This is a genomic window from Bacillus sp. FSL K6-6038, assembly GCF_038050455.1.
Lineage (GTDB): Bacteria > Bacillota > Bacilli > Bacillales > Bacillaceae_G > Bacillus_A > Bacillus_A pseudomycoides.
This window is the reverse complement of sequence record NZ_JBBOUH010000001.1, coordinates 774,960-795,213: the sequence shown is the minus strand read 5'-3', so window position 1 is coordinate 795,213 and position 20,254 is coordinate 774,960. Positions and strand designations below refer to the sequence as shown.

The 20,254-nt window shown below is 35.7% G+C and carries 22 protein-coding genes; 5 read left to right on the top strand and 17 right to left on the bottom strand.

What is annotated here, in order from left to right:
• Positions 1 to 49 precede the first annotated feature (49 nt).
• The 6 genes from NSQ40_RS04105 to NSQ40_RS04080 all read right to left on the bottom strand — a co-directional run bounded on the left by NSQ40_RS04105 (position 50) and on the right by NSQ40_RS04080 (position 6,076).
• Positions 50 to 1,111 (bottom strand): DUF871 domain-containing protein, encoded by a 1,062-nt coding sequence (locus NSQ40_RS04105; RefSeq protein WP_098187948.1) that lies wholly within the window; start codon positions 1,109 to 1,111, stop codon positions 50 to 52.
• A gap of 52 nt (positions 1,112 to 1,163) precedes the next feature.
• Positions 1,164 to 2,528 carry a PTS transporter subunit EIIC gene (locus tag NSQ40_RS04100; protein WP_098159405.1) on the bottom strand — a complete coding sequence of 455 codons (1,365 nt, stop codon included), beginning with the start codon at positions 2,526 to 2,528 and terminating at the stop codon, positions 1,164 to 1,166.
• A 23-nt stretch (positions 2,529 to 2,551) separates the two neighbouring features.
• Positions 2,552 to 3,436, bottom strand: coding sequence for an N-acetylmuramic acid 6-phosphate etherase (gene murQ, locus NSQ40_RS04095; RefSeq protein WP_098159404.1), 885 nt, complete (start codon positions 3,434 to 3,436; stop codon positions 2,552 to 2,554).
• A gap of 161 nt (positions 3,437 to 3,597) precedes the next feature.
• Positions 3,598 to 4,461, bottom strand: coding sequence for a MurR/RpiR family transcriptional regulator (locus NSQ40_RS04090; protein ID WP_041488270.1), 864 nt, complete (start codon positions 4,459 to 4,461; stop codon positions 3,598 to 3,600).
• Between the two features lie 29 nt (positions 4,462 to 4,490).
• Entirely contained in the window at positions 4,491 to 4,820 is a 330-nt protein-coding gene (locus NSQ40_RS04085; RefSeq protein ID WP_003195440.1) for a hypothetical protein, read from the bottom strand.
• Between the two features lie 128 nt (positions 4,821 to 4,948).
• Positions 4,949 to 6,076, bottom strand: a complete 1,128-nt coding sequence (locus NSQ40_RS04080; protein ID WP_018766868.1) for a cation:proton antiporter — start codon at positions 6,074 to 6,076, stop codon at positions 4,949 to 4,951.
• A gap of 242 nt (positions 6,077 to 6,318) precedes the next feature.
• On the opposite strand from NSQ40_RS04080, the gene NSQ40_RS04075 reads away from it, so the two are divergent.
• Positions 6,319 to 7,722 (top strand): amino acid permease, encoded by a 1,404-nt coding sequence (locus tag NSQ40_RS04075; RefSeq protein WP_003195436.1) that lies wholly within the window; start codon positions 6,319 to 6,321, stop codon positions 7,720 to 7,722.
• A 29-nt stretch (positions 7,723 to 7,751) separates the two neighbouring features.
• On the opposite strand, the gene NSQ40_RS04070 is transcribed toward NSQ40_RS04075, so the two are convergent.
• The 8 genes from NSQ40_RS04070 to NSQ40_RS04035 form a co-directional block, all read right to left on the bottom strand.
• Positions 7,752 to 7,916 carry a hypothetical protein gene (locus NSQ40_RS04070; RefSeq protein ID WP_087943317.1) on the bottom strand — a complete coding sequence of 55 codons (165 nt, stop codon included), beginning with the start codon at positions 7,914 to 7,916 and terminating at the stop codon, positions 7,752 to 7,754.
• Positions 7,917 to 8,023: 107 nt separating this feature from the next.
• Positions 8,024 to 8,227 (bottom strand): hypothetical protein, encoded by a 204-nt coding sequence (locus NSQ40_RS04065; protein ID WP_003195434.1) that lies wholly within the window; start codon positions 8,225 to 8,227, stop codon positions 8,024 to 8,026.
• Positions 8,228 to 8,369: 142 nt separating this feature from the next.
• Positions 8,370 to 10,832, bottom strand: coding sequence for a LamG-like jellyroll fold domain-containing protein (locus NSQ40_RS04060; protein ID WP_098715646.1), 2,463 nt, complete (start codon positions 10,830 to 10,832; stop codon positions 8,370 to 8,372).
• Positions 10,833 to 11,472: 640 nt separating this feature from the next.
• Complete coding sequence (locus NSQ40_RS04055) at positions 11,473 to 12,078, bottom strand: DedA family protein (protein ID WP_003195430.1); 606 nt, start codon at positions 12,076 to 12,078, stop codon at positions 11,473 to 11,475.
• A gap of 10 nt (positions 12,079 to 12,088) precedes the next feature.
• Positions 12,089 to 12,370, bottom strand: coding sequence for a YkvA family protein (locus NSQ40_RS04050; protein ID WP_018766872.1), 282 nt, complete (start codon positions 12,368 to 12,370; stop codon positions 12,089 to 12,091).
• Positions 12,371 to 12,615: 245 nt separating this feature from the next.
• Positions 12,616 to 13,173, bottom strand: a complete 558-nt coding sequence (locus NSQ40_RS04045) for a spore coat protein (RefSeq protein ID WP_098217442.1) — start codon at positions 13,171 to 13,173, stop codon at positions 12,616 to 12,618.
• Between the two features lie 247 nt (positions 13,174 to 13,420).
• Positions 13,421 to 14,200: a DUF2935 domain-containing protein gene (locus tag NSQ40_RS04040; RefSeq protein ID WP_003195425.1), complete on the bottom strand. Its 780-nt coding sequence runs from the start codon at positions 14,198 to 14,200 to the stop codon at positions 13,421 to 13,423.
• A gap of 20 nt (positions 14,201 to 14,220) precedes the next feature.
• Positions 14,221 to 14,592 carry a VOC family protein gene (locus NSQ40_RS04035; protein ID WP_003195422.1) on the bottom strand — a complete coding sequence of 124 codons (372 nt, stop codon included), beginning with the start codon at positions 14,590 to 14,592 and terminating at the stop codon, positions 14,221 to 14,223.
• Between the two features lie 111 nt (positions 14,593 to 14,703).
• Here NSQ40_RS04035 and NSQ40_RS04030 point away from each other — a divergent pair, with 111 nt between their 5' ends.
• The 4 genes from NSQ40_RS04030 (at position 14,704) to brnQ2 (ending at position 17,331) form a co-directional block, all read left to right on the top strand.
• A complete protein-coding gene (locus NSQ40_RS04030) occupies positions 14,704 to 14,919 on the top strand; it encodes a spore coat associated protein CotJA (protein WP_016113226.1) in 216 nt (71 codons plus the stop codon).
• Positions 14,920 to 14,927: 8 nt separating this feature from the next.
• Positions 14,928 to 15,191 (top strand): spore coat protein CotJB, encoded by a 264-nt coding sequence (locus NSQ40_RS04025; protein ID WP_003195420.1) that lies wholly within the window; start codon positions 14,928 to 14,930, stop codon positions 15,189 to 15,191.
• Between the two features lie 12 nt (positions 15,192 to 15,203).
• Complete coding sequence (cotJC, locus tag NSQ40_RS04020) at positions 15,204 to 15,773, top strand: spore coat protein CotJC (RefSeq protein ID WP_003195416.1); 570 nt, start codon at positions 15,204 to 15,206, stop codon at positions 15,771 to 15,773.
• 238 nt (positions 15,774 to 16,011) lie between these two features.
• A complete protein-coding gene (gene brnQ2 / locus NSQ40_RS04015) occupies positions 16,012 to 17,331 on the top strand; it encodes a branched-chain amino acid transport system II carrier protein BrnQ2 (protein WP_003195415.1) in 1,320 nt (439 codons plus the stop codon).
• Positions 17,332 to 17,373: 42 nt separating this feature from the next.
• Here the strand turns inward: brnQ2 and NSQ40_RS04010 are convergent, their stop codons facing one another.
• The 3 genes from NSQ40_RS04010 to NSQ40_RS04000 all read right to left on the bottom strand — a co-directional run bounded on the left by NSQ40_RS04010 (position 17,374) and on the right by NSQ40_RS04000 (position 20,083).
• Complete coding sequence (locus NSQ40_RS04010) at positions 17,374 to 18,378, bottom strand: ABC transporter permease (protein ID WP_018766876.1); 1,005 nt, start codon at positions 18,376 to 18,378, stop codon at positions 17,374 to 17,376.
• Between the two features lie 3 nt (positions 18,379 to 18,381).
• Positions 18,382 to 19,242: an ABC transporter permease subunit gene (locus NSQ40_RS04005; RefSeq protein WP_098159402.1), complete on the bottom strand. Its 861-nt coding sequence runs from the start codon at positions 19,240 to 19,242 to the stop codon at positions 18,382 to 18,384.
• Positions 19,243 to 19,348: 106 nt separating this feature from the next.
• Positions 19,349 to 20,083, bottom strand: a complete 735-nt coding sequence (locus NSQ40_RS04000; RefSeq protein ID WP_098159401.1) for a YwaF family protein — start codon at positions 20,081 to 20,083, stop codon at positions 19,349 to 19,351.
• Between the last annotated feature and the right edge of the window lie 171 nt (positions 20,084 to 20,254).

Below are 20,254 nucleotides of genomic sequence, written 5' to 3'. Positions count from 1 at the left end.
TACAAGGCTCGACATGTGGAAATACATTCGAAAAAACATCAATAATTTTCTATTCTTTCGAGATAAGTTCAAATTTCTTTCCTGCATTTACGTAAGACAATAATGATAGATCTTCCTCGAAAACCGTTCCAATTACGTTCACCTTTTCATTTTCTGATAGATCATTTATAACGATTTGTATTTCACCTGCATATCTACCGTACAGTTCATTATCAATTGTAATACTCCCTATCTTTCTTTGAACTGTATTCATCGCTGGTAAAATAACAGTATGTCCTTCTCTTGATTCTACAGAACGAATGACATCATGCGCTGGATCAAGCCTATTCGTATGTACTCGCTCTACTGTTTCTAATACTTCTCTTTCACTAATCAGCGGTTTATAACGTATTGGAATAATCCCTTTATTTGCACTTGTAATTTCTTGTACACTTTGTAAACTCCCACTTATATCTCCAATTAATACTTTATCAACGAAGCAATCTTCCACAAGTTCCAAATATGTCTCAAGCGGGCGCATATATCGGTGTTTTTCTAATGTAGGAAGCCCTTCATATAAAGGTCCTCTTTTTTCACCATCACCTGGAATAAATGCCATTGTTTTTATACCGCATTCACGCAAAAATTGATTTTGCTTTTGTAAAAATGATTTAGCAAGCCCTGTTTCAGGACGTGGATAAAAATTATGCCATGCTTCTACACAATCTACTTTTACATTTTCCTGAAGTAATTCCTTCCAAAAGGATTCCGTAATGGTACTCGCATTTAAAGCGATCTTCATTTTGTGTGATATACGTGCAATTTGCTTTGCCTCTATACCGTAGTCTATGCGTAAGCCCGTAATCCCCCACGCTAATAACTGTTTCACATTTTCATATGTAATCCCTAAATACTGCAAAGACTTTGAAGAAACATCCACCATTAGTTCCATCTCATATTTTTCCGCTTGCTTCCCAAGTATTTGTATTAACTCTTTATAAGTTGTAGGATCGTCTTCTGGAATATGAAGAGAAGTAAAAATAGACGTAAAGCCGTATTCGCTTACCGTTTTCAACCATTTTTCTTGCTCTTCTATCCGGTCCTTTGAAAGATATATTGAAAGTCCTATCATAGTAATCTCTCCTTCTACTTATCATGAAAAAAAGAGAAAGGAATCCCTTTCTCTATATGTTCTCTGCCATTTCCTCTTTAAACCCGAAGAAATACGTAAAGATAAAACCAAATACATAAGCAATGACAAGACCAAGAAAATATAATAAATATTTATTATCAGCGATTAACGGAATTAACGATAATCCTGATACACCAATTCCGAGTGAAGCCGTTTTCATAACTGCCTGGAATGCACCGCCAACAGCTGCACCTAAACAAGCCGTAATAAACGGTTTACCAAGTGGTAATGTGACCCCATATAATAAAGGTTCTCCAATTCCTAAGAAACCAACCGGTAGTGCTCCTTTAATTACATTACGAAGACGCTTATTTTTCGTTTTTACATAAATCGCAATAGCTGCCCCAACTTGCCCCGCTCCTGCCATCGCTAAAACCGGTAGTAACGGTGTTACATGAGTTTGATTAATGAATTCCATGTGGATAGGTGTTAGACCATGATGTAGTCCCACCATAACGAGCGGTAAAAATGTTCCTGCGAGTACAGCTCCTGCGACCGCTCCCCCGACATTTAAAATTGCATTAATACCACTTGTAATTCCATCAGATAGGAAACCAGCCACTGGTTGAATTGCTAACATCGTTACTAAGCTCACTGCTAATACCGTAATAAGCGGTGTCACAATAATATCAACTGCATTCGGTACTGCTTTTCGCACTTGTCTTTCCACTACAACCATAAGCCATGCTGCAAAGATGACAGCGAATAAACCACCGCGCCCCGGTACCATTGCTTCACCAAATAGTTTCACATTTGCCATAGCTGGATTGAAAATTAAAATACCAGCAATCGCTCCGAGAACCGGCGTTCCGCCAAATTCTTTCGCCGTATTTAAACCCACTAAAATACCTAAGAATGTAAAAATACCACCGCCAATTAAAAGTAACATTTGCAGCCATGTTGCATTTGGATCTGCCCCCGCATTTTTAGCAAAGTTAGCAACACCATTTATAATTCCTGATGCAACAAGTCCAGGGATTAATGGAATAAAAATACTCCCTATTTTTCGTAAAAGGCTTTTTACCGGTGTATTATTTTTTTTCTTCATTGCTGATTTCATTTCTCGGCCAATGTCTTCAAGGTGGTAATCAGCAACATCACCAATTCGTAACCCTGTCAAAGTCTCCATTTCGGCTGCTACTTTATTCACAGTTCCGGGCCCAACTACGACCTGCAATGTTTCATCTTCAATCACACCCATGACACCGTCTACTTTTTTCAAAAGCTCCATATTGACTTTACTTTCATCATGAAGTGTTAGACGTAACCTCGTCATACAATGTGCAATACCACGAATATTTTTCGTTCCCCCAAGTTGCTCTGTAATCTTTTTTGCCATCCGCTGTTCTTTCTTCATTGTAAAATCCCCCTCCCCACTTTTTATAATGCCTTTTTCACAAATCCTTTCGCATCTGTTAATTTTTCAAGTGCTTCCCCATATTCGCACTGTAGTAATATCATGACGATTGCTGTTTTCACATTACGCTTTGCTTTTTCGTAATATGCTTCCGCTTCTTTGTAATCTACTCCCGTCGCTTCCATAATAATTCGTTTGGAACGCTCGACTAACTTTTCATTTGTCGACTGAACATCAACCATTAGATTTTTATAGACTTTCCCTATGCCAATCATAGAAGCAGTTGAAATCATATTCAGTACTAACTTTTGTGCTGTTCCAGCCTTTAAGCGTGTAGATCCTGTTAACACTTCTGCACCTGTCTCTACTTCCACGCTAATTTTTGCAAATTTACTTATCTCTGCTCCCTTATTACAGGAAATGCTAGCTGTACTTGCTCCCGTAGAATTTGCATATTTTAATCCACCAATTACATAAGGTGTTCTACCACTTGCAGCGATTCCAATAACAGTGTCCTTATTACTTAACTGAATCCCCTTTAAATCATCTACTGCAAGATCTTCTCGATCTTCGGCCCCTTCCATCGCTTTAGTAAGCGCTTTCAACCCTCCTGCTATAAAGCCTTGAACCTGTTTCTCATCTGTTCCAAATGTCGGTGGACACTCGACAGCATCTAAAATTCCTAGTCGTCCGCTTGTACCAGCACCAATATAAATTAATCGTCCACCATTTTGAAAAGATGAAACAACACTTTGAACAATTTTTTCAATTTGTTCGCTTTCATTTTCAACCGCTACAGCGACTTTACAATCTTCTCGATTCATTGTTTGTAAAATTTCTCTTATGCTCATCTCGTCTAAATTCATCGTATTTTCATTTCGGTGTTCTGTTGATAAATTCTCTAACATATTCTCACCTTCTTTGAAATTTAATTTCACACTTTTATTATAACTTCACGAAACTTAAAATCAATATTTATATTACATTTTACGAAACGAAATTTCTTTTTATAACAAAATTGTGTCTATTTAACCAAAATAAAAAGATGAGTTTCATCTCATCTTTTCCTTTACTTCAATTTCCGTAATCGTACTGCTTCTTCTCTTGTTTCTGTAAATTTATCCAATACTTGATTACCTATCCTATTAAATGTAATCACATACAAAGCATCAATTATATTAAGTTGCGTCATTCTTGAAGCAATACTTGCAATACGATGATCTTGTTCTACATCTGGCATACAAAGACGGATATGTGATTCTTTATATAATGGAGACGATTGATCTAGCTTTGTAATAGCGATAACAGTAGCACCTTGTCTACTAGCATATTGCGCCATTTCTAGTACATCCTTCGTCCGGCCAGATGTTGAAAGAGCGACAAATATATCTCCCTGTTTTAAGTTAGTAACAAGCGGGAGCATCATATGAAAATCAGATAGCATCATAGCCGTAAACCCTAGACGAGTAAACTTATACGCTCCATCCATTGCTGGCGTAGCTGATCCACCCACTCCATAAAATAATATTTTCTTTGCTCCTAAAATGGCATCTGCTGCTTTTTCTAACTCTTTTTTATCAATAGCAGTAATACCCGCTTCAATCGCAGCCTTATTGACATATGTAACTTTATTGAATAAATCAAACGGACTATCCTCTGTGTTCATCACTGAAAAATCATTAATATTATAATGGACAATTGTTAATTCTCTAACAAGCGCTAACTTAAAAGCTTTAAAACTTCCTATACCAATCGTTTTACAAAAGCGTACGACACTTGCTTCACTGGATCCTGCATTATTAGAAACTTCTTTTGTCGTTAAATTAGGAACAATTTCTGCATTCTCCATAATATACTGAGCAACCTTTTTTTCAGCTGGTGAAAATTGATTCATATGATTTTCTATTTTAAATAGTAGCGTTGACGCCTTCACCATTCATCCCCCATTCCTTACGGTTGCTTTTATTTTTCATATCCCAATTCCATATCTTGCGAATCATAAAGATAAAAGACATCTTCACCAGGAGGATGAAACACATTTACAATTCGATCTCCTTTTTGATAGACCGTCCTTTCTCCTTCAGACCACTTCTTTTCCCATCCATTTATCCAAATTGCAGCATCAGGTAAAAAGGAAGTGTATCTATATCCTTTCGAATCATCTCCTGCAATATAAGAAGAGAAAACAGAAACAGGAAAATCTTTAACTTTTGATTCTTTTCCTAATGTAAATGGTAAACACATTAAAAGAATTACAACTACACATATAACTTTTTTCCATGCAATCTTCATTCATTTTTCTCCTTCTAGTACTAAAGCACACATAAATTTTAACACAATTATTACTTCGCCACTCTACACTATTACTATTTTTTATACTCATAAAAAAAGCTTATCCACATGAGATAAGCTTTCTTACCTTAGATAAAATACTTCTTCAATAACGGCGGTGTAATAATCGTCGTAAGGATAACAACAATTACAATTGCAGTGAAATTTTCTTTCGCTAACAAATTTGCTGCAAGTCCATTTGCTGCAATAATAAGTGCTACTTCTCCACGCGATACCATCCCAGCCCCAATGCTAATAGAAGACTTTAAATTAAAACCTGTTAACCTCGCTCCTAAGCCTGACCCCACTAGCTTTGTGATAATGGCAACAATCGTCATGATGACAATAAACCAAATTTGGTTTCCGATACCTTGAAATGTAATCTCCATCCCGATGCTAACAAAAAAGATTGGTACAAAAATCGCATAGGCAATCGGTTCTATTTTATGTTCTACTTCATGTTTATATGTTGTTTGTGAAATGGCAATCCCCGCAGCAAATGCACCAATGATACCAGCAATCCCCATTTGCTCACTATAGTAAGCAAATGAAAAACAAATAATAAGTGCTGCACTAATTAACGCCTCTGACACACGGAGCGGCACCAACATTTTCATAATCCACGGAACCACTTTCCATCCAATGAAAACAATACTTACGAAAAAAATGATTTTCTTAGCGATAACAAGTGTAATACTCACATCTTGTGTGCCTAAAAAACTCATAACAAAGGCTAATAAAATAACAACGATAACGTCATCAAATACAGCAGCCCCTAAAATCGTTGTACTTTCCCTTGTATTCATTTTCCCTAAGTCTCGCAATGTTTGAACAGAAATACTCACTGATGTTGCACAGAGCAGTAATCCTAGGAAAATGGCATGTGATTGTAACATCCCAAATGCGAGTCCGGCCAAATATCCGCCGAGGAAAGGAAAAATGATACCTCCCATCGCTACTGCGAATGAAGATTTCAAATTGCGATTTAATTCCTCCAAATCAGTTTCTAATCCTGCCATAAACATGAGTAACAGAACACCAATTTCACTAAGTTCATCAATAAGTTCAGAACTATTAATAATTCCAAAAACAGCGGGACCAATAATAATTCCAACAATTAATTTTCCTAGTACCGATGGTTGACCAAGTCTAACACTAATATCACCAGCTAATTTCGTACAAAGTAAAATAACGACAATTTCAAAATAAAACAGCATAATATCTTCTCCTACTTTATAAAATACATCTATTTTTGGTGTTAGTTTTTCCTTACATCTAAGATTTTATTTGTTACATTTTTATTTGACAAAATATTCTGAAATATAATAAAATGACTACAGCAATTCTAGATTTTTTATCAAAGCACACAACTGTACCTCTATTCGCTTATGGACTATTTTGCAGTGGGCTCGTATTATATTCGCAGTTGTGAAAATCGAAGAATGAGGGGAGAGTCCAAGTGAAATCATTATTACGAAAAAAACCACTTACTACTGAATCACCACGGCAATTAGAAAGAACGTTAACTGCGTTAGATTTAACCTTTTTAGGAATTGGAGCTGTAATTGGGACAGGTATTTTCGTCTTAACAGGTATTGTTGCGGCCAAACATTCTGGTCCTGGTATTATGCTATCTTTTCTTATTGCTGCATTTACCTGTGCATGTGTGGCCTTCTGCTATGCAGAATTTGCTTCTTCTATCCCTATTTCAGGAAGCGTTTACACATATGCGTATATGACAGTTGGAGAAGTCGTTGCCTTCATTGTTGGCTGGTGTTTAATGCTAGAATATTTACTGGCAGTTGCGGCGGTTGCTGTCGGATGGTCAGGATATTTACAATCGTTACTTTCCGGATTTAATATTCATCTACCCGCCATTATCGCCTCGGCCCCTGGAATGGGAAAAGGCGGAATAATCGATTTACCAGCTGTATGTATTTTACTTTTTATTACACTGCTTCTTAGCTTCGGTGTACGCGAAAGTGCTCGCATTAATAATATTATGGTATTAGTTAAATTAGCAGTGATTATTGCCTTTATCGTAGCAGGTGCAAAATACGTCAAACCGGAAAATTGGACACCGTTTTTACCATTTGGATATGATGGGATTATTACAGGTGCAGCAACAGTATTTTTTGCCTTTCTAGGATTTGATGCCATTGCAACAGCTGCTGAAGAAACGAAAAAACCACAGCGAGATTTACCAATTGGAATTATCGGTTCCCTTCTCATTTGTACGGTACTCTATATGATTGTATCCTTTGTTTTAACAGGGATGGTTCCTTATACACAACTAGATGTTTCAGATCCAGTTGCTTTTGCGCTTCATTTCGTTGGTGAAGACACCATTGCTGGATTATTAGCTGTCGGTGCAATGACAGGAATGACAACCGTTATTTTAGTCGTTATGTATGGGCAAGTTCGCGTTTCCTATGCAATGAGCCGTGACGGGCTACTTCCAAAAGCATTAGCTCGCGTAAATCAAAGAGTTAAAATACCTCTATTAAATACGTGGATTACTGGCATTGCAGCAGCTTTATTAGCAGGATTACTAGATTTACATCTACTTGCAAATTTAGTGAACATCGGTACACTAACAGCCTTTACATTCGTTTGCTTTGCTGTACTTATTTTACGCAAAACACACCCAGATTTAAAAAGAGGTTTCCGTGCACCATTCGTACCTATATTACCAATTGTTGCAATTTGTTGTTGTCTCTATTTAATGATTAACCTTTCTGCAACAACTTGGAAAGGATTTGCTGTTTGGCTTGTCATTGGACTATGTGTATATTTCTTCTACTCTAGACGTAATAGCCATCTACTGACCAAAGAAAATAATGGTGAACAAAAAAAAGCATGAAAAACAGCTCGCTATATTAGCGAGCTGCTTTACGTTCGAGTTTGTTTTTTTGTTAACGTTTGTAGAATGGACAATATGTCGATGCAAGCTGTAAACCAGGCACAATTCCCTATTGATGACGAGTAATTTACAATACCAATCGTAATTACAATCATCATTACAACCAATTGGTACACAAGCTTCCAGTTTCGCATATCCATTCTCTTTTATCCCGCATGAACTGCCCACAAAAACCCGATTAGTGTGGGCTAGCAATCAGTGGAGGATGAAGAAATCCCCCACTGATTAAAGTTTCACTTTATTATTTTGTTTCCTTCTTTTTCTTTTTCCATGCAGTTACACTATCAAAGAAAAAGTTAATAAACAATGCTCCTAATCCTGCTAATAGAAAAGTCATTAAAAACAGAACCCATTTGCTTTTATCTTTCAAAAAATAATATCCAACAAGGAGCACAACTGCAATCCATACATATTCAAGAATTCTTTTTAGCTTTTGCTCTTCCAAATCTTTCGCCCCTTTACGTTTGTTTCATCTCTCTTTATTGTAACATGAAATAATATATCGGCGGAATCACTACATATATCAGCGATACGACATAAATTCCTACTAATAAAAGAAGCTCGCCCAAGGCAAGCTTCCCATTCTCTTACTTATTTACACTCTTTTCAACAAGCTGCATCGCATATTCTAATGTACGATTCATTGTTTCTACATACTGATCTTTTACTTTTGTATCTTTTACTACAGATTCCGCTACTTTGATTTTTCCTTCTAATGCTTTAACTGGAACTTCTTGATATTGTCCTGGTTCTTGTCCTACTTGAACTTTCGCTAATAAAGCTTTTGCTGCATCAATTGTTTTTTGTAATTTCTCTTTTGGCGTTTCTGGTTTTTGGTCAACTACTTTTGATTGTACAAATGTTTGATGTGCTGTTTTTAAACTCTGATATGCCCCAACTGCTTGCTCACCTGTCGTCGCCATATTTTCAAATACTGCTTTTGCTCCATTATAACTTGTTTGTAATTCTGTAAAGGCAGCTTGTGAATATTGGCCCGGCTTTTCACCGAATTCATAAGAACCTGCTAATGTTTCTTTTGCTTTACCAATCTCTTCATATAAAGTATTTAATTCTTCTAGTTTTGTGCGATTTGTAAACTCATTGTATGCCGCTACTATTTCAGATGAAGTAAGTGCTTTACTATATAATTTTGCAAGCGCAACTTGTCCATGTAATGGAACTCCACCGTTACCATCGCTTGTTGGATCTGCACCAATCGCGAATGGTACATTCGGATGATATACTTTACCTGTCACTGGCTGACTATTTACTTTTTTTCCATCTACATAGATTGCTAATTCATTTCCATTATACGTTCCTGTTAAATGATATGTTTTATTTGCCTCTAATTGTGTACCTATACGTTTATAGCTACCACCAATATGAGCCCATAATTCTACATATCCAGTTCCAGTAGATTCGAACCCAATTCCGCCGCTCTCTGTATTTTCCATAATAGCTTGACCACGAATTTCATTCATAGAAAATACCGTTTCTAATGTAAATGTATTCGCCACTTTCTCTTTTTGAGCTGCTGAAAACGGGATATAGCCAAATGTGTTTGCTTTTCCATTTAATTTCATTACATGTTTTTTCAATGCTTTATCATATTCAATTGATACATTCCCTTTTACATCGCCTTTACTTCCAAATGGCGAGTTGTCTTTAAATGTACCATCTAAAAAGTTAACATCAAATACATCCGCCTTTGGCACTTTCACATTCGGATCAATAATTTCTTTTTTCGTTGTTACTTCTGCTTGTAATGGCTGTTCACTTTCATTTTCGAATGAATCGATCGCAACTGCTTCTAGCGTGTATGTTTTTCCACTATCTAGCCCACCTAATGTAAACGTAAGTTCTTTCGGCACTGGATCACGATAAAACTCTGAGAATGCTAATAACTTATTTTTAATTTCTCCTGTTTCTTTATCTCTTGCTTGTAAACGATAAGAATGAACAAGTAGATTATCCACTGCTTGCGGGAAAGTCGCTGTTACTGAACTCTCAGTTACATTTGAAACTTTTAACTTTGCATTTTTCTCGAAAGATGGTTTTTCTTTATCGCGGCTTTCCACATGTTTAAAAGATTCTTTTTTAGCTGGTAGTTGAACCTTCCATGGTTCACCTGTCCAAGAATTCGTATGGAAATCACGACGATTAATTGTTACTTCTTTATCGTCTACCTCTACTAATAAACCTTGGCTTAAATCGCTTGCACCTGGCGGAATATTACCTTGAACTTTCCCGCCCTCTACTTCCATATAACTTACTGAAGATGTTCCAACAGATGTAAAGTCTTTTTGATGAATGGATCTTGGATCATCTAATGGATAGTGCGAATGACCAGAGAATGTAATTGCTTGCGGATAATCCTTTAATACTTCATTAATTTTTGCACTGTCCTTCGTTCCCCATTCATGACTACCATACACAGTTTCTTTAATATGCTGGTGCAAGAACACGAAAATTGGTTTTTCTGGATCATCAGCTTTTGCTTTCGCAATTTCTTCTTTCAACCAATTAATTTGTTTATCAGAATAATATCCATGTGTTGTTCCATCTTCTGGTGACATAACAAGGAAGTGATATCCCTTCACGACTTTATGATAATAAATAGATTCCATTCCTGTCTTTTCTAAGAAACGTTTTTGTGCATCCTCTGCCGATAAACCATTCCAATAATCATGGTTTCCAAGTGAATTCATTCTCACTGCATCTTTATTGGCATATTGATTATATACTTGCATAAAACGATCATATTGCTGATTAGACCCTGAATCTGTAAAATCACCAACGATAACAAATGCGTCTTGTTTTGGCGCAAGTGTATTAAACTGTTCAATCGCTCTTTTCCAACGGAACGTATCATCTGTTCCGCTATTTTTAATATGTACGTCACTTACAACCGGAAAGACAAGTTTTTTCTCCTGCGGTTTTTCCTCTTGTTTCTTCTCTTCCGTTTGTGCGGAAGTGTTCCATGGAAACGATACAAACGCTAAAATGAAAACTGCTAATAATCCAATAAGACCTTTTACCTTCTGAAACATGTTCCTACTCACGTAAATCCTCCTCATATGTTTGATTCAGTACAAGGATTATTGTATCTAACACATATTAACCTCGTTTAAACGAATAATGAAAAATATTACATCTTTGTAAATATACAGTCAGTTTCCTGTAAAGTGCCACAACAGCTATATAAATACAAATAAAAAACGACATAAAACCTTTATTTTTAGGTGGGAGAGAGCATCCGGCCGTGCATAGAAGCGGTCAGATCCTCTTCCTGCCCCATGCCAAGTTAAAACAAAAAGAAAAAAACGAGTGCAGGTCACCTTTTGTTCTTCATAGCCGCAACTTATATGTTGGCAAATCGAAATGGAACAACTATATATCACTCATATATAGTTGTTCCATTTAAATCTCTATTAGACTAAATAGTAGATATGATGTCGATTAGCCTTACTGGAATATATAAAAGGATTTAAATTTACAATCTAGAAACAGTATTATGTGATAACCAAAAGATGTTTGGAGGATAAAAGTAGATTTTAATCACATAAATCACAATATAAAAAGATAATCTATGTTACAAAAGGTGCTTTCTGTATATGAAAGCACCTTTTAAGTCCAATACTTTTTCTATCGTCTAAAATACTTTTAATCAAACAAAAGTCTCATCATCTTTCACATAGACTCCGCTTTATTTTTCTTTTTCACAAACTTGAAAATGAACATTCCTATCACAATGAAACAAACAATCCCTAGTATCGGTAATGTATATTGTTCAACAATCGCACCTGCTTTTTTCCAATGAGGTCCTAATTTCAATCCTACATATACATATAGCGTTGTGAGTGGCAACATCGCTACAAATGTGTATATGCTAAATTTCCAAATGTTCATTTTGGCGATTCCACATGGAACTGAAATAAGTGTACGAACCCCTGGAATAAATCGGCCAAGAAACGCCACAGCTGGTCCATATTTTTCAAAGAAATGATCTGCTTTTTGAATCTGTTCTTCCTTTATAAAAAAGTATTTTCCATATTTCAGTAATAACGGTCGACCACCATAATAACCGATTGCATATAGTGTTAGCGGCCCCGTCGTTCCTCCGATCGTTCCAGCTAATACTGCGAGCCAAAAATTCATATCTCCTTCGTATACCCAATATCCAACAAGCGGCAACACAATTTCTGCTGGAATAAACTCAAATGTTAATGCTAGAATTACACCGAAATAAGAAAACTGCTTTAAATACTCAATCACATCTAAAATAAACTGCTCCATTTATGAACTCCTATCCTTTATTTAAATTATATTTTTCTTGTAAGTGCTTCGGTGCCATTTTCACAATTCGCTGTAAAATAAATAAGACAACAGCAATATCATCTAATCCCCCAAAAAACAGTAGAAAATCAGGGATGAGATCAAACGGAAATACGACATACCCAATTAAAAAAACAATGGATAGTATTTTCTTCTGCATAGCGACTTCTTTTGATGTAAAAAAGTCATATAAAAATGGACCAAATTGACGAAAATGAAGCATAAATCGAAATCGGTTTATAAACTTTTTCATTTTTCACCTCTCCTTTTTCTGCATACAAAAAGGACCTTTACCAAATATAGTAAAGGTCTTAAAAAAAACAATAAGGGGCCTTTACCATTGCTGGTAAAGGTCTCACTAACAACAAATCGTTGCCAATAAAGCCGAGGGTTTCTCCCTGTAATGACGACTTTATTGTGACAAGTTACTCCCCTTTATATACGCAATCTTATAAAATCACCTTAAAATATTTGATAGAACTTGTCAATCTTTTTTGGTTATCCTTCATTAATAGGCTGATACATACTCGCTATGGCTTGCATTTCAGAACTTGGTGCTGGTGATAGCTGATAATACCCTTTCTTCACCATATACTGCCAAATGTCATAAGCATGGTGACTACTATTTAAAAAGGTATTTTCTAAAAGCGTTCTTAACTCTGGATTCGCACACTCTAATAAAGAACCTGCACAATTAAACGCAGAAGACTTTTGGTTCAATAAATATCCAGTCGCAATTGCTCGATCATTAGGTGGTTGTGCAATGACGCTTGGTGTAACGGGGGAATACTTTTGTGAAGGTGCCTCTGTATAAGAAGCTAATACTGGTTTTAATTTAGACGGCTGAAACTTTGATATATTTGGAGTTGTCTCACCTTGTATAAATTCTACCTTCAAATTATAATCTTGCACATGAAGAGGAAGATGATTCTGTAACATTTGTTTCAACTCATCATCCTGTGCTTGCTGTATATATGTACACATCGTATTAATTGTGTTATAGTCTCCCGCTATCAGTTCACTTAAGTCACGTAATTCATGCGTTGCTAATTGCATTTCTATTCCCCCTTTCTATAATTCCTTTCTAGCATCTCCTAAAAAAACAAAAATACCATATAAAAATCCACATCATTGCGAATTTTTATCCCGCATTAACGGGCAGTAAGACCCCTCCTCAAAATTCAGCGAAAGCAAAGAAATTAGGTGGGGAATCAACTGCCCGTAAAAGCCCGATTGGTTCAACTAATAATTGATGTGAGCCAAAGCCCCACATCAATTAAAGTTTCACTTTATATGGTATAAATTAAAGCGGATTACACTTTGGCATCTCTAACCCAGAAGCTTGTGCTAGTTTCAGTAAATAATAACATTCTTCCCTTGCCATATGGTCTGCCATTCTTCCAGATATTAAGCTTAATACTTGATTAGATAACTCTAATTCTTCTAATTCGTGAAGAAAACGGGAGAATAGTGTTAATTCTAATGAAACATCTTTTGTAAATTTTTTTAGAGCTGGAAAAGAATGCAGTTCCGCCCGTAAGTAACCTGTCATTTCCACAGCTTTTAAATAAAACTGTTCAAAATGCTTTTCATATTCTTCACTCTTCTCTTTCAGTCGTTTCTCGACCAGATCTAATCCACCTGAAATGGCACCTGCATGACCCGCTGCATCCGTTAGCCAAGCAAGATGATAATGCAATTCATGAAAAACAGGTGGCACTTCTCCTTTTATTAAATATTCTAATACCGTTATGTACTCTTCCACTTCGTTCACCATATGGTTAATAAAAGTTGGTGTAAAATGAATGACAATTTTTCCTTCCAGTTGCTTTTGTATAATATTTAACTTAAATTTTCTAATTTCCTCTGCTACTTTATGTGCATCTTTCGCAAATGCAATCAAATTTACCGTATGAATATTACTGAGGAATCTATCAAATATTTGGACAAAATACATCGCTTTTTGAATATCTTCACTTTCATTTTGAGCTAAAGCATCTAAAAGAAACTGCGCATGATCGCCAAGAACCTTCAACCAGAATTTATGTTCAAACAACGCGATTTCTTCATACGTACTATTCATCCTGTTAACTCCCCCCTTATCTACTCTTTCGGCGCAATTAGAATTCTATACTGGTCAGGATCATGCACAATAATACCTCTTTTCTCCGTTTTACAGCTCTCTAACTCTTGAAATGACACACAATAGAACTCTAATTTTTTTCGTACTTTTTCCATATCACAAAATGGCAAACTAAAATTTATATAAGAAGGCACTTCCTCACCGAAATCCCCGCCTTTTTCCCTATTTAAAACAAAGCAAATTCTCGTTGCACCAATATCATACCAAACGCCAGGCACATGTAATTGTGGCCGGTGTCTACTCGGCTGAAATCCCAAGATACCTTCATAAAAATATAATGTTTCCTTTAAATTTCTTACTTCTAATACAATACAATTTGTAATAGTCTCCACGTACATTTCCTCCTTGACCCTACTAGTTTTTCTATATGAGTCATAAATAACAATTATGTCTGAATACAATACATAGTGATGAATGTTTCACTTATAAAGGAGGTTTGCATTATGGACAAATTTATGAAATCTTACACACCTTACCATAGTCCAAAAGATCCTTGTCCGCCGATTGGAAAGAGATTTTATTCAACCCCTCCTCATTTATATATGGGATTCCAACCAACTAATTTACCACAATTCCCTCCAAGAGACGCCTTACAAAAAGGCACTTTATGGCCTGCTCTTTATGATTATTATGAAAGCCCCCATAAGAAAGGAAGGTGACAAGAATCGTGACTCAAACACTGCCAGATGAATATTATGAATGGATAAAAGAGTTGCAAGAACTCGATTTTGTATTAGTTGAACTTACGCTTTATCTAGATACTCATCCAGATGATGTTACAGCGATAAATCAATTTAATGATTTTTCCTATAAAAGAAGATTGCAAAAGCAAAAAATTGAAGAAAAGTATGGCCCACTCCAACAGTTTGGTAATAGCTACTCTAATGCTCCGTGGGAATGGAGTAAAGGTCCTTGGCCATGGCAAATATAAAGGAGAGAAAATATGTGGATATATGAAAAAAAATTGCAATACCCTGTAAAAGTAAGTACTTGTAATCCAGCACTTGCAAAATTATTAGTTGAGCAGTACGGTGGTGCAGATGGCGAATTGGCAGCTGCTCTCCGTTATTTAAACCAGCGCTACACGATTCCTGATCAAGTAATAGGTTTATTAACAGATATCGGTACGGAAGAATTTGCTCATCTTGAAATGATTGCAACAATGATTTATAAATTAACAAAAGACGCGACCCCTGAGCAGATGAAAGCAGCTGGACTAGATGCTCAGTACGCTAATCATGATAGTGCACTATTTTATCACAATGCAGGCGGCGTTCCGTTTACAGCCACATACATACAAGCAAAAGGTGATCCAATTGCAGACTTATATGAAGACATTGCTGCAGAAGAAAAAGCAAGAGCAACTTATCAGTGGCTCATTGATTTATCAGATGATCCTGATATAAATGATAGCCTCCGCTTTTTACGTGAGCGCGAAATCGTTCATTCCCAGCGTTTCCGCGAAGCTGTTGAAATTTTAAAAGAAGAACGCGATCGAAAAATTTATTTTTAATTTTTTCAGCTACACATATCCTATTGATATGTGTATTTTTTATTGTCCATCTATCTTTCCCTAACTTCCATACCGATGTTTTTCCAAAAAGGCATAATTATTCAATTTAACGCATTATTTTTAAAATTTTTTAAAGTTTCCTGTTGATTTCTAGTCATCAGACGATTAAAATTATAACAGTTACTCGACAAATTATTTGAATTTTCGACAAAAAGATATTTAGGAGGATTTTCTATACATGCGTACAACTTTAAAGCCATCGCAAATTCTCTCCATTAGCTTATTGCTATTTGCAGTTTTTTTCGGCGCTGGTAATATGATTTTCCCGCCACTTCTTGGGCTTTCTTCAGGAGAAAACATGTGGGTTTCTATTTCAGGATTTATTATTACAGATGTAGGTTTATCATTATTAGCAATCGTCGCCGTTGCTCTTGCAGGTGGTAGTTTTAAAAGTTTAGCGAGCCGTGTTCATCCAAAGTTTGCAGCAGTATTAGCTATTATTATCTACCTTTCAATCGGCCCACTATTTGTTATTCCACGAACTGGATCTGTTTCTTATGAAATTGGAATCGCACCGCTTTTTCAGGACCAATGGTATTCCATGTTACTATTTAGCTTTATTTTCTTTACTGTTGTTTACTTCTTATCATTAAACCCATCCAAATTAGTTGATCATATTGGGAAGATATTAACACCAATCTTACTTGGTATTATTGCGGTTATGGCAACAAAAGTGATTCTTTCACCAACAGGTTCGTTTGTTCCTCCTGTTGGCGACTATAAAGAGATTCCATTTTTCAAAGGGTTTTTAGAAGGATTTTTAACATTAGATGCGATTGGCGCTCTCGTTTTATCGACAATTGTCGTAAATGCTATTCGTCAAAACGGTGTAAGGGAAAAAGCCTCCATTGCAAAGTACACAATTATTTGCGGAAGCATTGCTGCTTTCCTTTTAACAGTCGTTTATTTCTTACTTGGATACATCGGAGCATCAAATGGAAATCTAGGACAATTTGAAAATGGTGGCCAGCTATTAGCAACTGTTATGTACCAATTATTTGGGACAAGCGGTAATATTTTGCTAAGCATCGCAATTATATTTGCTTGCTTAACGACAGCTATTGGTGTAGTCAGTGCATTTGCCAACTATTTCACAACCGTATTAACAAATGTTTCTTATAAAAAGCTTGTATTATATGTTTGTATTTTTAGCTTTATTGTTTCCAATCTAGGACTCAGCTTATTAATCAAAATTACATTACCTGTGTTAATTATTCTTTATCCAATTACAATCATTTTAATTTTCGTATCATTTATTGATAAATATACGAAGCGTAAACCATCTGTATACATCGGTGCAATGATTGCTGCATTCATCATTAGCTGTATTCATGCTCTTGATAATATGGGAATGATGCCAGCTGCTATTACATCTATTGCGAGCACAATTCCTTTTTACAAATTAGGGATTGGCTGGATTGTCCCAGCAATTATTGGAGGTATTGTCGGATACTTTATCCCGCAGACACAAACGGAAGGTGAAGTTTCTACTAAATAAAGAAAGAAGCAAGCATTCTAAAAAATGCCTGCTTCTTTTCTTTTACATCGTATGTTTAAATGTAAATAACTCTTCTTTAGGAAGTGAAATAGACTTTACTTCTTCTACTTCCTCGTCTTTGTTCATTTCTCCTAACCTTACTTTTGCTATCGCATCCTCTATACTTCTTACAATCATATTCCCTGAGAAGATAGTGAGTCCAAAAAAAGTAATTGGTACGAGCGGAATCCATGGATGCACTGATAGAGAGCGAAAGTATACACCTATTAAACCAGACCATTCATGTGTGTAAGAATCTAGCTCTTTGACCATTCCTCCAAACTGGACCGTCCCTCCAAAAAACACTTCAAGTAATCCTAAATGAAGAAAAAGAATCAACGTTTGAATAAACTGCTGCATCAATACAAGTACAAACGTCATATATAAGTGCGGAAACACATGTTTCACAACAATACGCCTTCTACTTCCGCCTAATATACGAGCAGCATCTATAAACTCTTCCTTTTGTAATTTCTGCACTTCATTCGCAATATAGAGAGAAATTGTAGGAAGTGCAAGCACAATAAACAATATGACTTGAAATGATGCTCTCTCAAAGAAACTAGTCGTCTCTGCTCCATTCACAAAACTAGTTGCAAACTGAAGAAAGAAATATGCAATCATAACAGTTGGAATAACTGTAAAGCTATCAAAAAACGCTTCAATTTTTGAAAACCCTCTTTTTACATAGGTTCCTAATATAACACCAAAAAAGAGACCTAAAACCACCCGCATCATCGCAATAAAAGCGGATATACCAATAGTCCACTTCGCCCCTTCAATGACTAAATGTAAAAGATCATAACCTTTTCGATCTGTTCCTAATAAAAATTTTGATGAAGGCGAAAATGGTGGAGCTTCTACATTTCCTTGCGCGTCATATTGCAGCGAAACTTGGCGAATATGCCCTCCATTCCACAATGTATTCCCAATGCTAAGTCCAACTAACACGACAAGAAATAAAATACTAAACCAAAACTTTTTATCGCGCTTTATATATTTCCACATCTCTTACGCCCTCTCTTTCATCGCATCTGGAACGAAATAATGAAATGACTTAAATAGAACAAAGATCGGGATATAAATAAGTAAGATGCTCATTGTAAAAACTTCAATCGGTTGATAATTTTTAATGAATACAAAAATACCATGTGTGTTAAAAAGCCATTCTATAATATACAAATTTGATAACATAAACCAAATATTTGTTTTCGCAAAAAACAATGTACTAAGCAACACATTCCGCAATACATGACGATTTAAAATATAGAAACGATCAAACCCTTTCGCCCGTGCAAATAATACATAATCTTTTTCTAATTCTGTTTCAAAACGAAGGAGTAATAACTTTACAAACATAATCGTAGTGGGAATACTTAAACAAATAATAGGTAAACCCCGAATGGACTCTCCTCTCAGCGCAGCAATTTTAATAGGTAAAAAACCTGTCTTTTGAAAAAACCATACAACAAGAATTTGCGATCCGATAATAAGAAGAATGTCTGGGATGGACTCAAGAAAAAGCAGAAATGTTTTAATGCGCCGCTGTATATGCGAACGACTTCTCATCATCATATATACAATGCAGAAAGCTATACATAATGAAATAAAAAATGAAGCTAAAAAAAGAATCATCGTTTCTTTATAATGAATAAATAGCTGTGGAAATAACGGTCGATTCATCCCATACGCTAAGTTTGGAACATCTATCAGTTTCATAACTGACATCTTTAAAGCCTGTACATACTGTGAAAAATTAATATGTAAGCCTTCGAATAGTTTTGGAAGAGCACCTAAACAAATAATACCAATAACAGAAAGAATAAATTGCACTGTAATCTCTATTCCATTTGAAATCACCTTTCTTGTCATTTTCCCCCTTCTCTCTATACAAATTTCCATTCTATTGATACTCCGCTTTATTTTATAAACAATTTTCAGAATTGTAAATATTTTCTACAAAAAAAGAATCACTAGATTATGATCCTAGTGATTCTTTATGCACGCGTTTTTCATTTCTAACAAATGGCATATACAATAATAGGCACCCTATAAACGCAGCGATTTCTAATGAAATAATATAGTATGGATGCGGACCTAACATATCAAGTAATGAAGCTGTTTCTGGTTTATACGCCAAAAACATATAATTACCACCGGTTTTATAATTCACAAACGAAACAATTGGAATCAATATGTTTAAAAAAATCATCGTACGCTTGATTGATTGAAAAGTCGGCCTATACCCTTCTACCCATGTCATAAAGAGCGGTGCCAAAATGAGTAATACATGTGCGATGAAATATTCTATGAAGCGAAAATGCGGAAAAGCATATTGTAAGTTTGGAGTTAAAATGGCTTGTGATGCCCCAATAATCCCTGTAAAAAAGACAACTTCATATACTTTATAACTTTTTGTAATAACCATTATTGTTGCTAATACTAAACTAATGGTACATAACTCAAATGGTAATGATGTACTCAACTGAAAAATTCCAGCTTTCACCTGCCACACATCAAGTCCAATTTCACTTCCGATAAATAAAAAGGCAATCGCATATCGTACAGCCATATTCCATTGTTGCTCACGGAGTATGTCTTGAAAATGATAAAGAAAATAAGCTCCTATACCGATAAGAAGTAGTATAATGACATGTTGTTTTGAATACGGAACAAATGGCTCTACCGGAAATGCTCCAAAGTACGTTTTCATATTCCTCACTCCTTTCCTTCATAAATATTATTGTAAGAAAGAAAAGGCTCGTCAACCAATCTGCTCTCCCCCTAAATGAAAAGGCTCCAGATATACAAATTCTCAACCTTATTTCTCTCCATACGCTAACCTTACAAAACTGTAATGTTATTGTAAGCTAAAACGATTTGT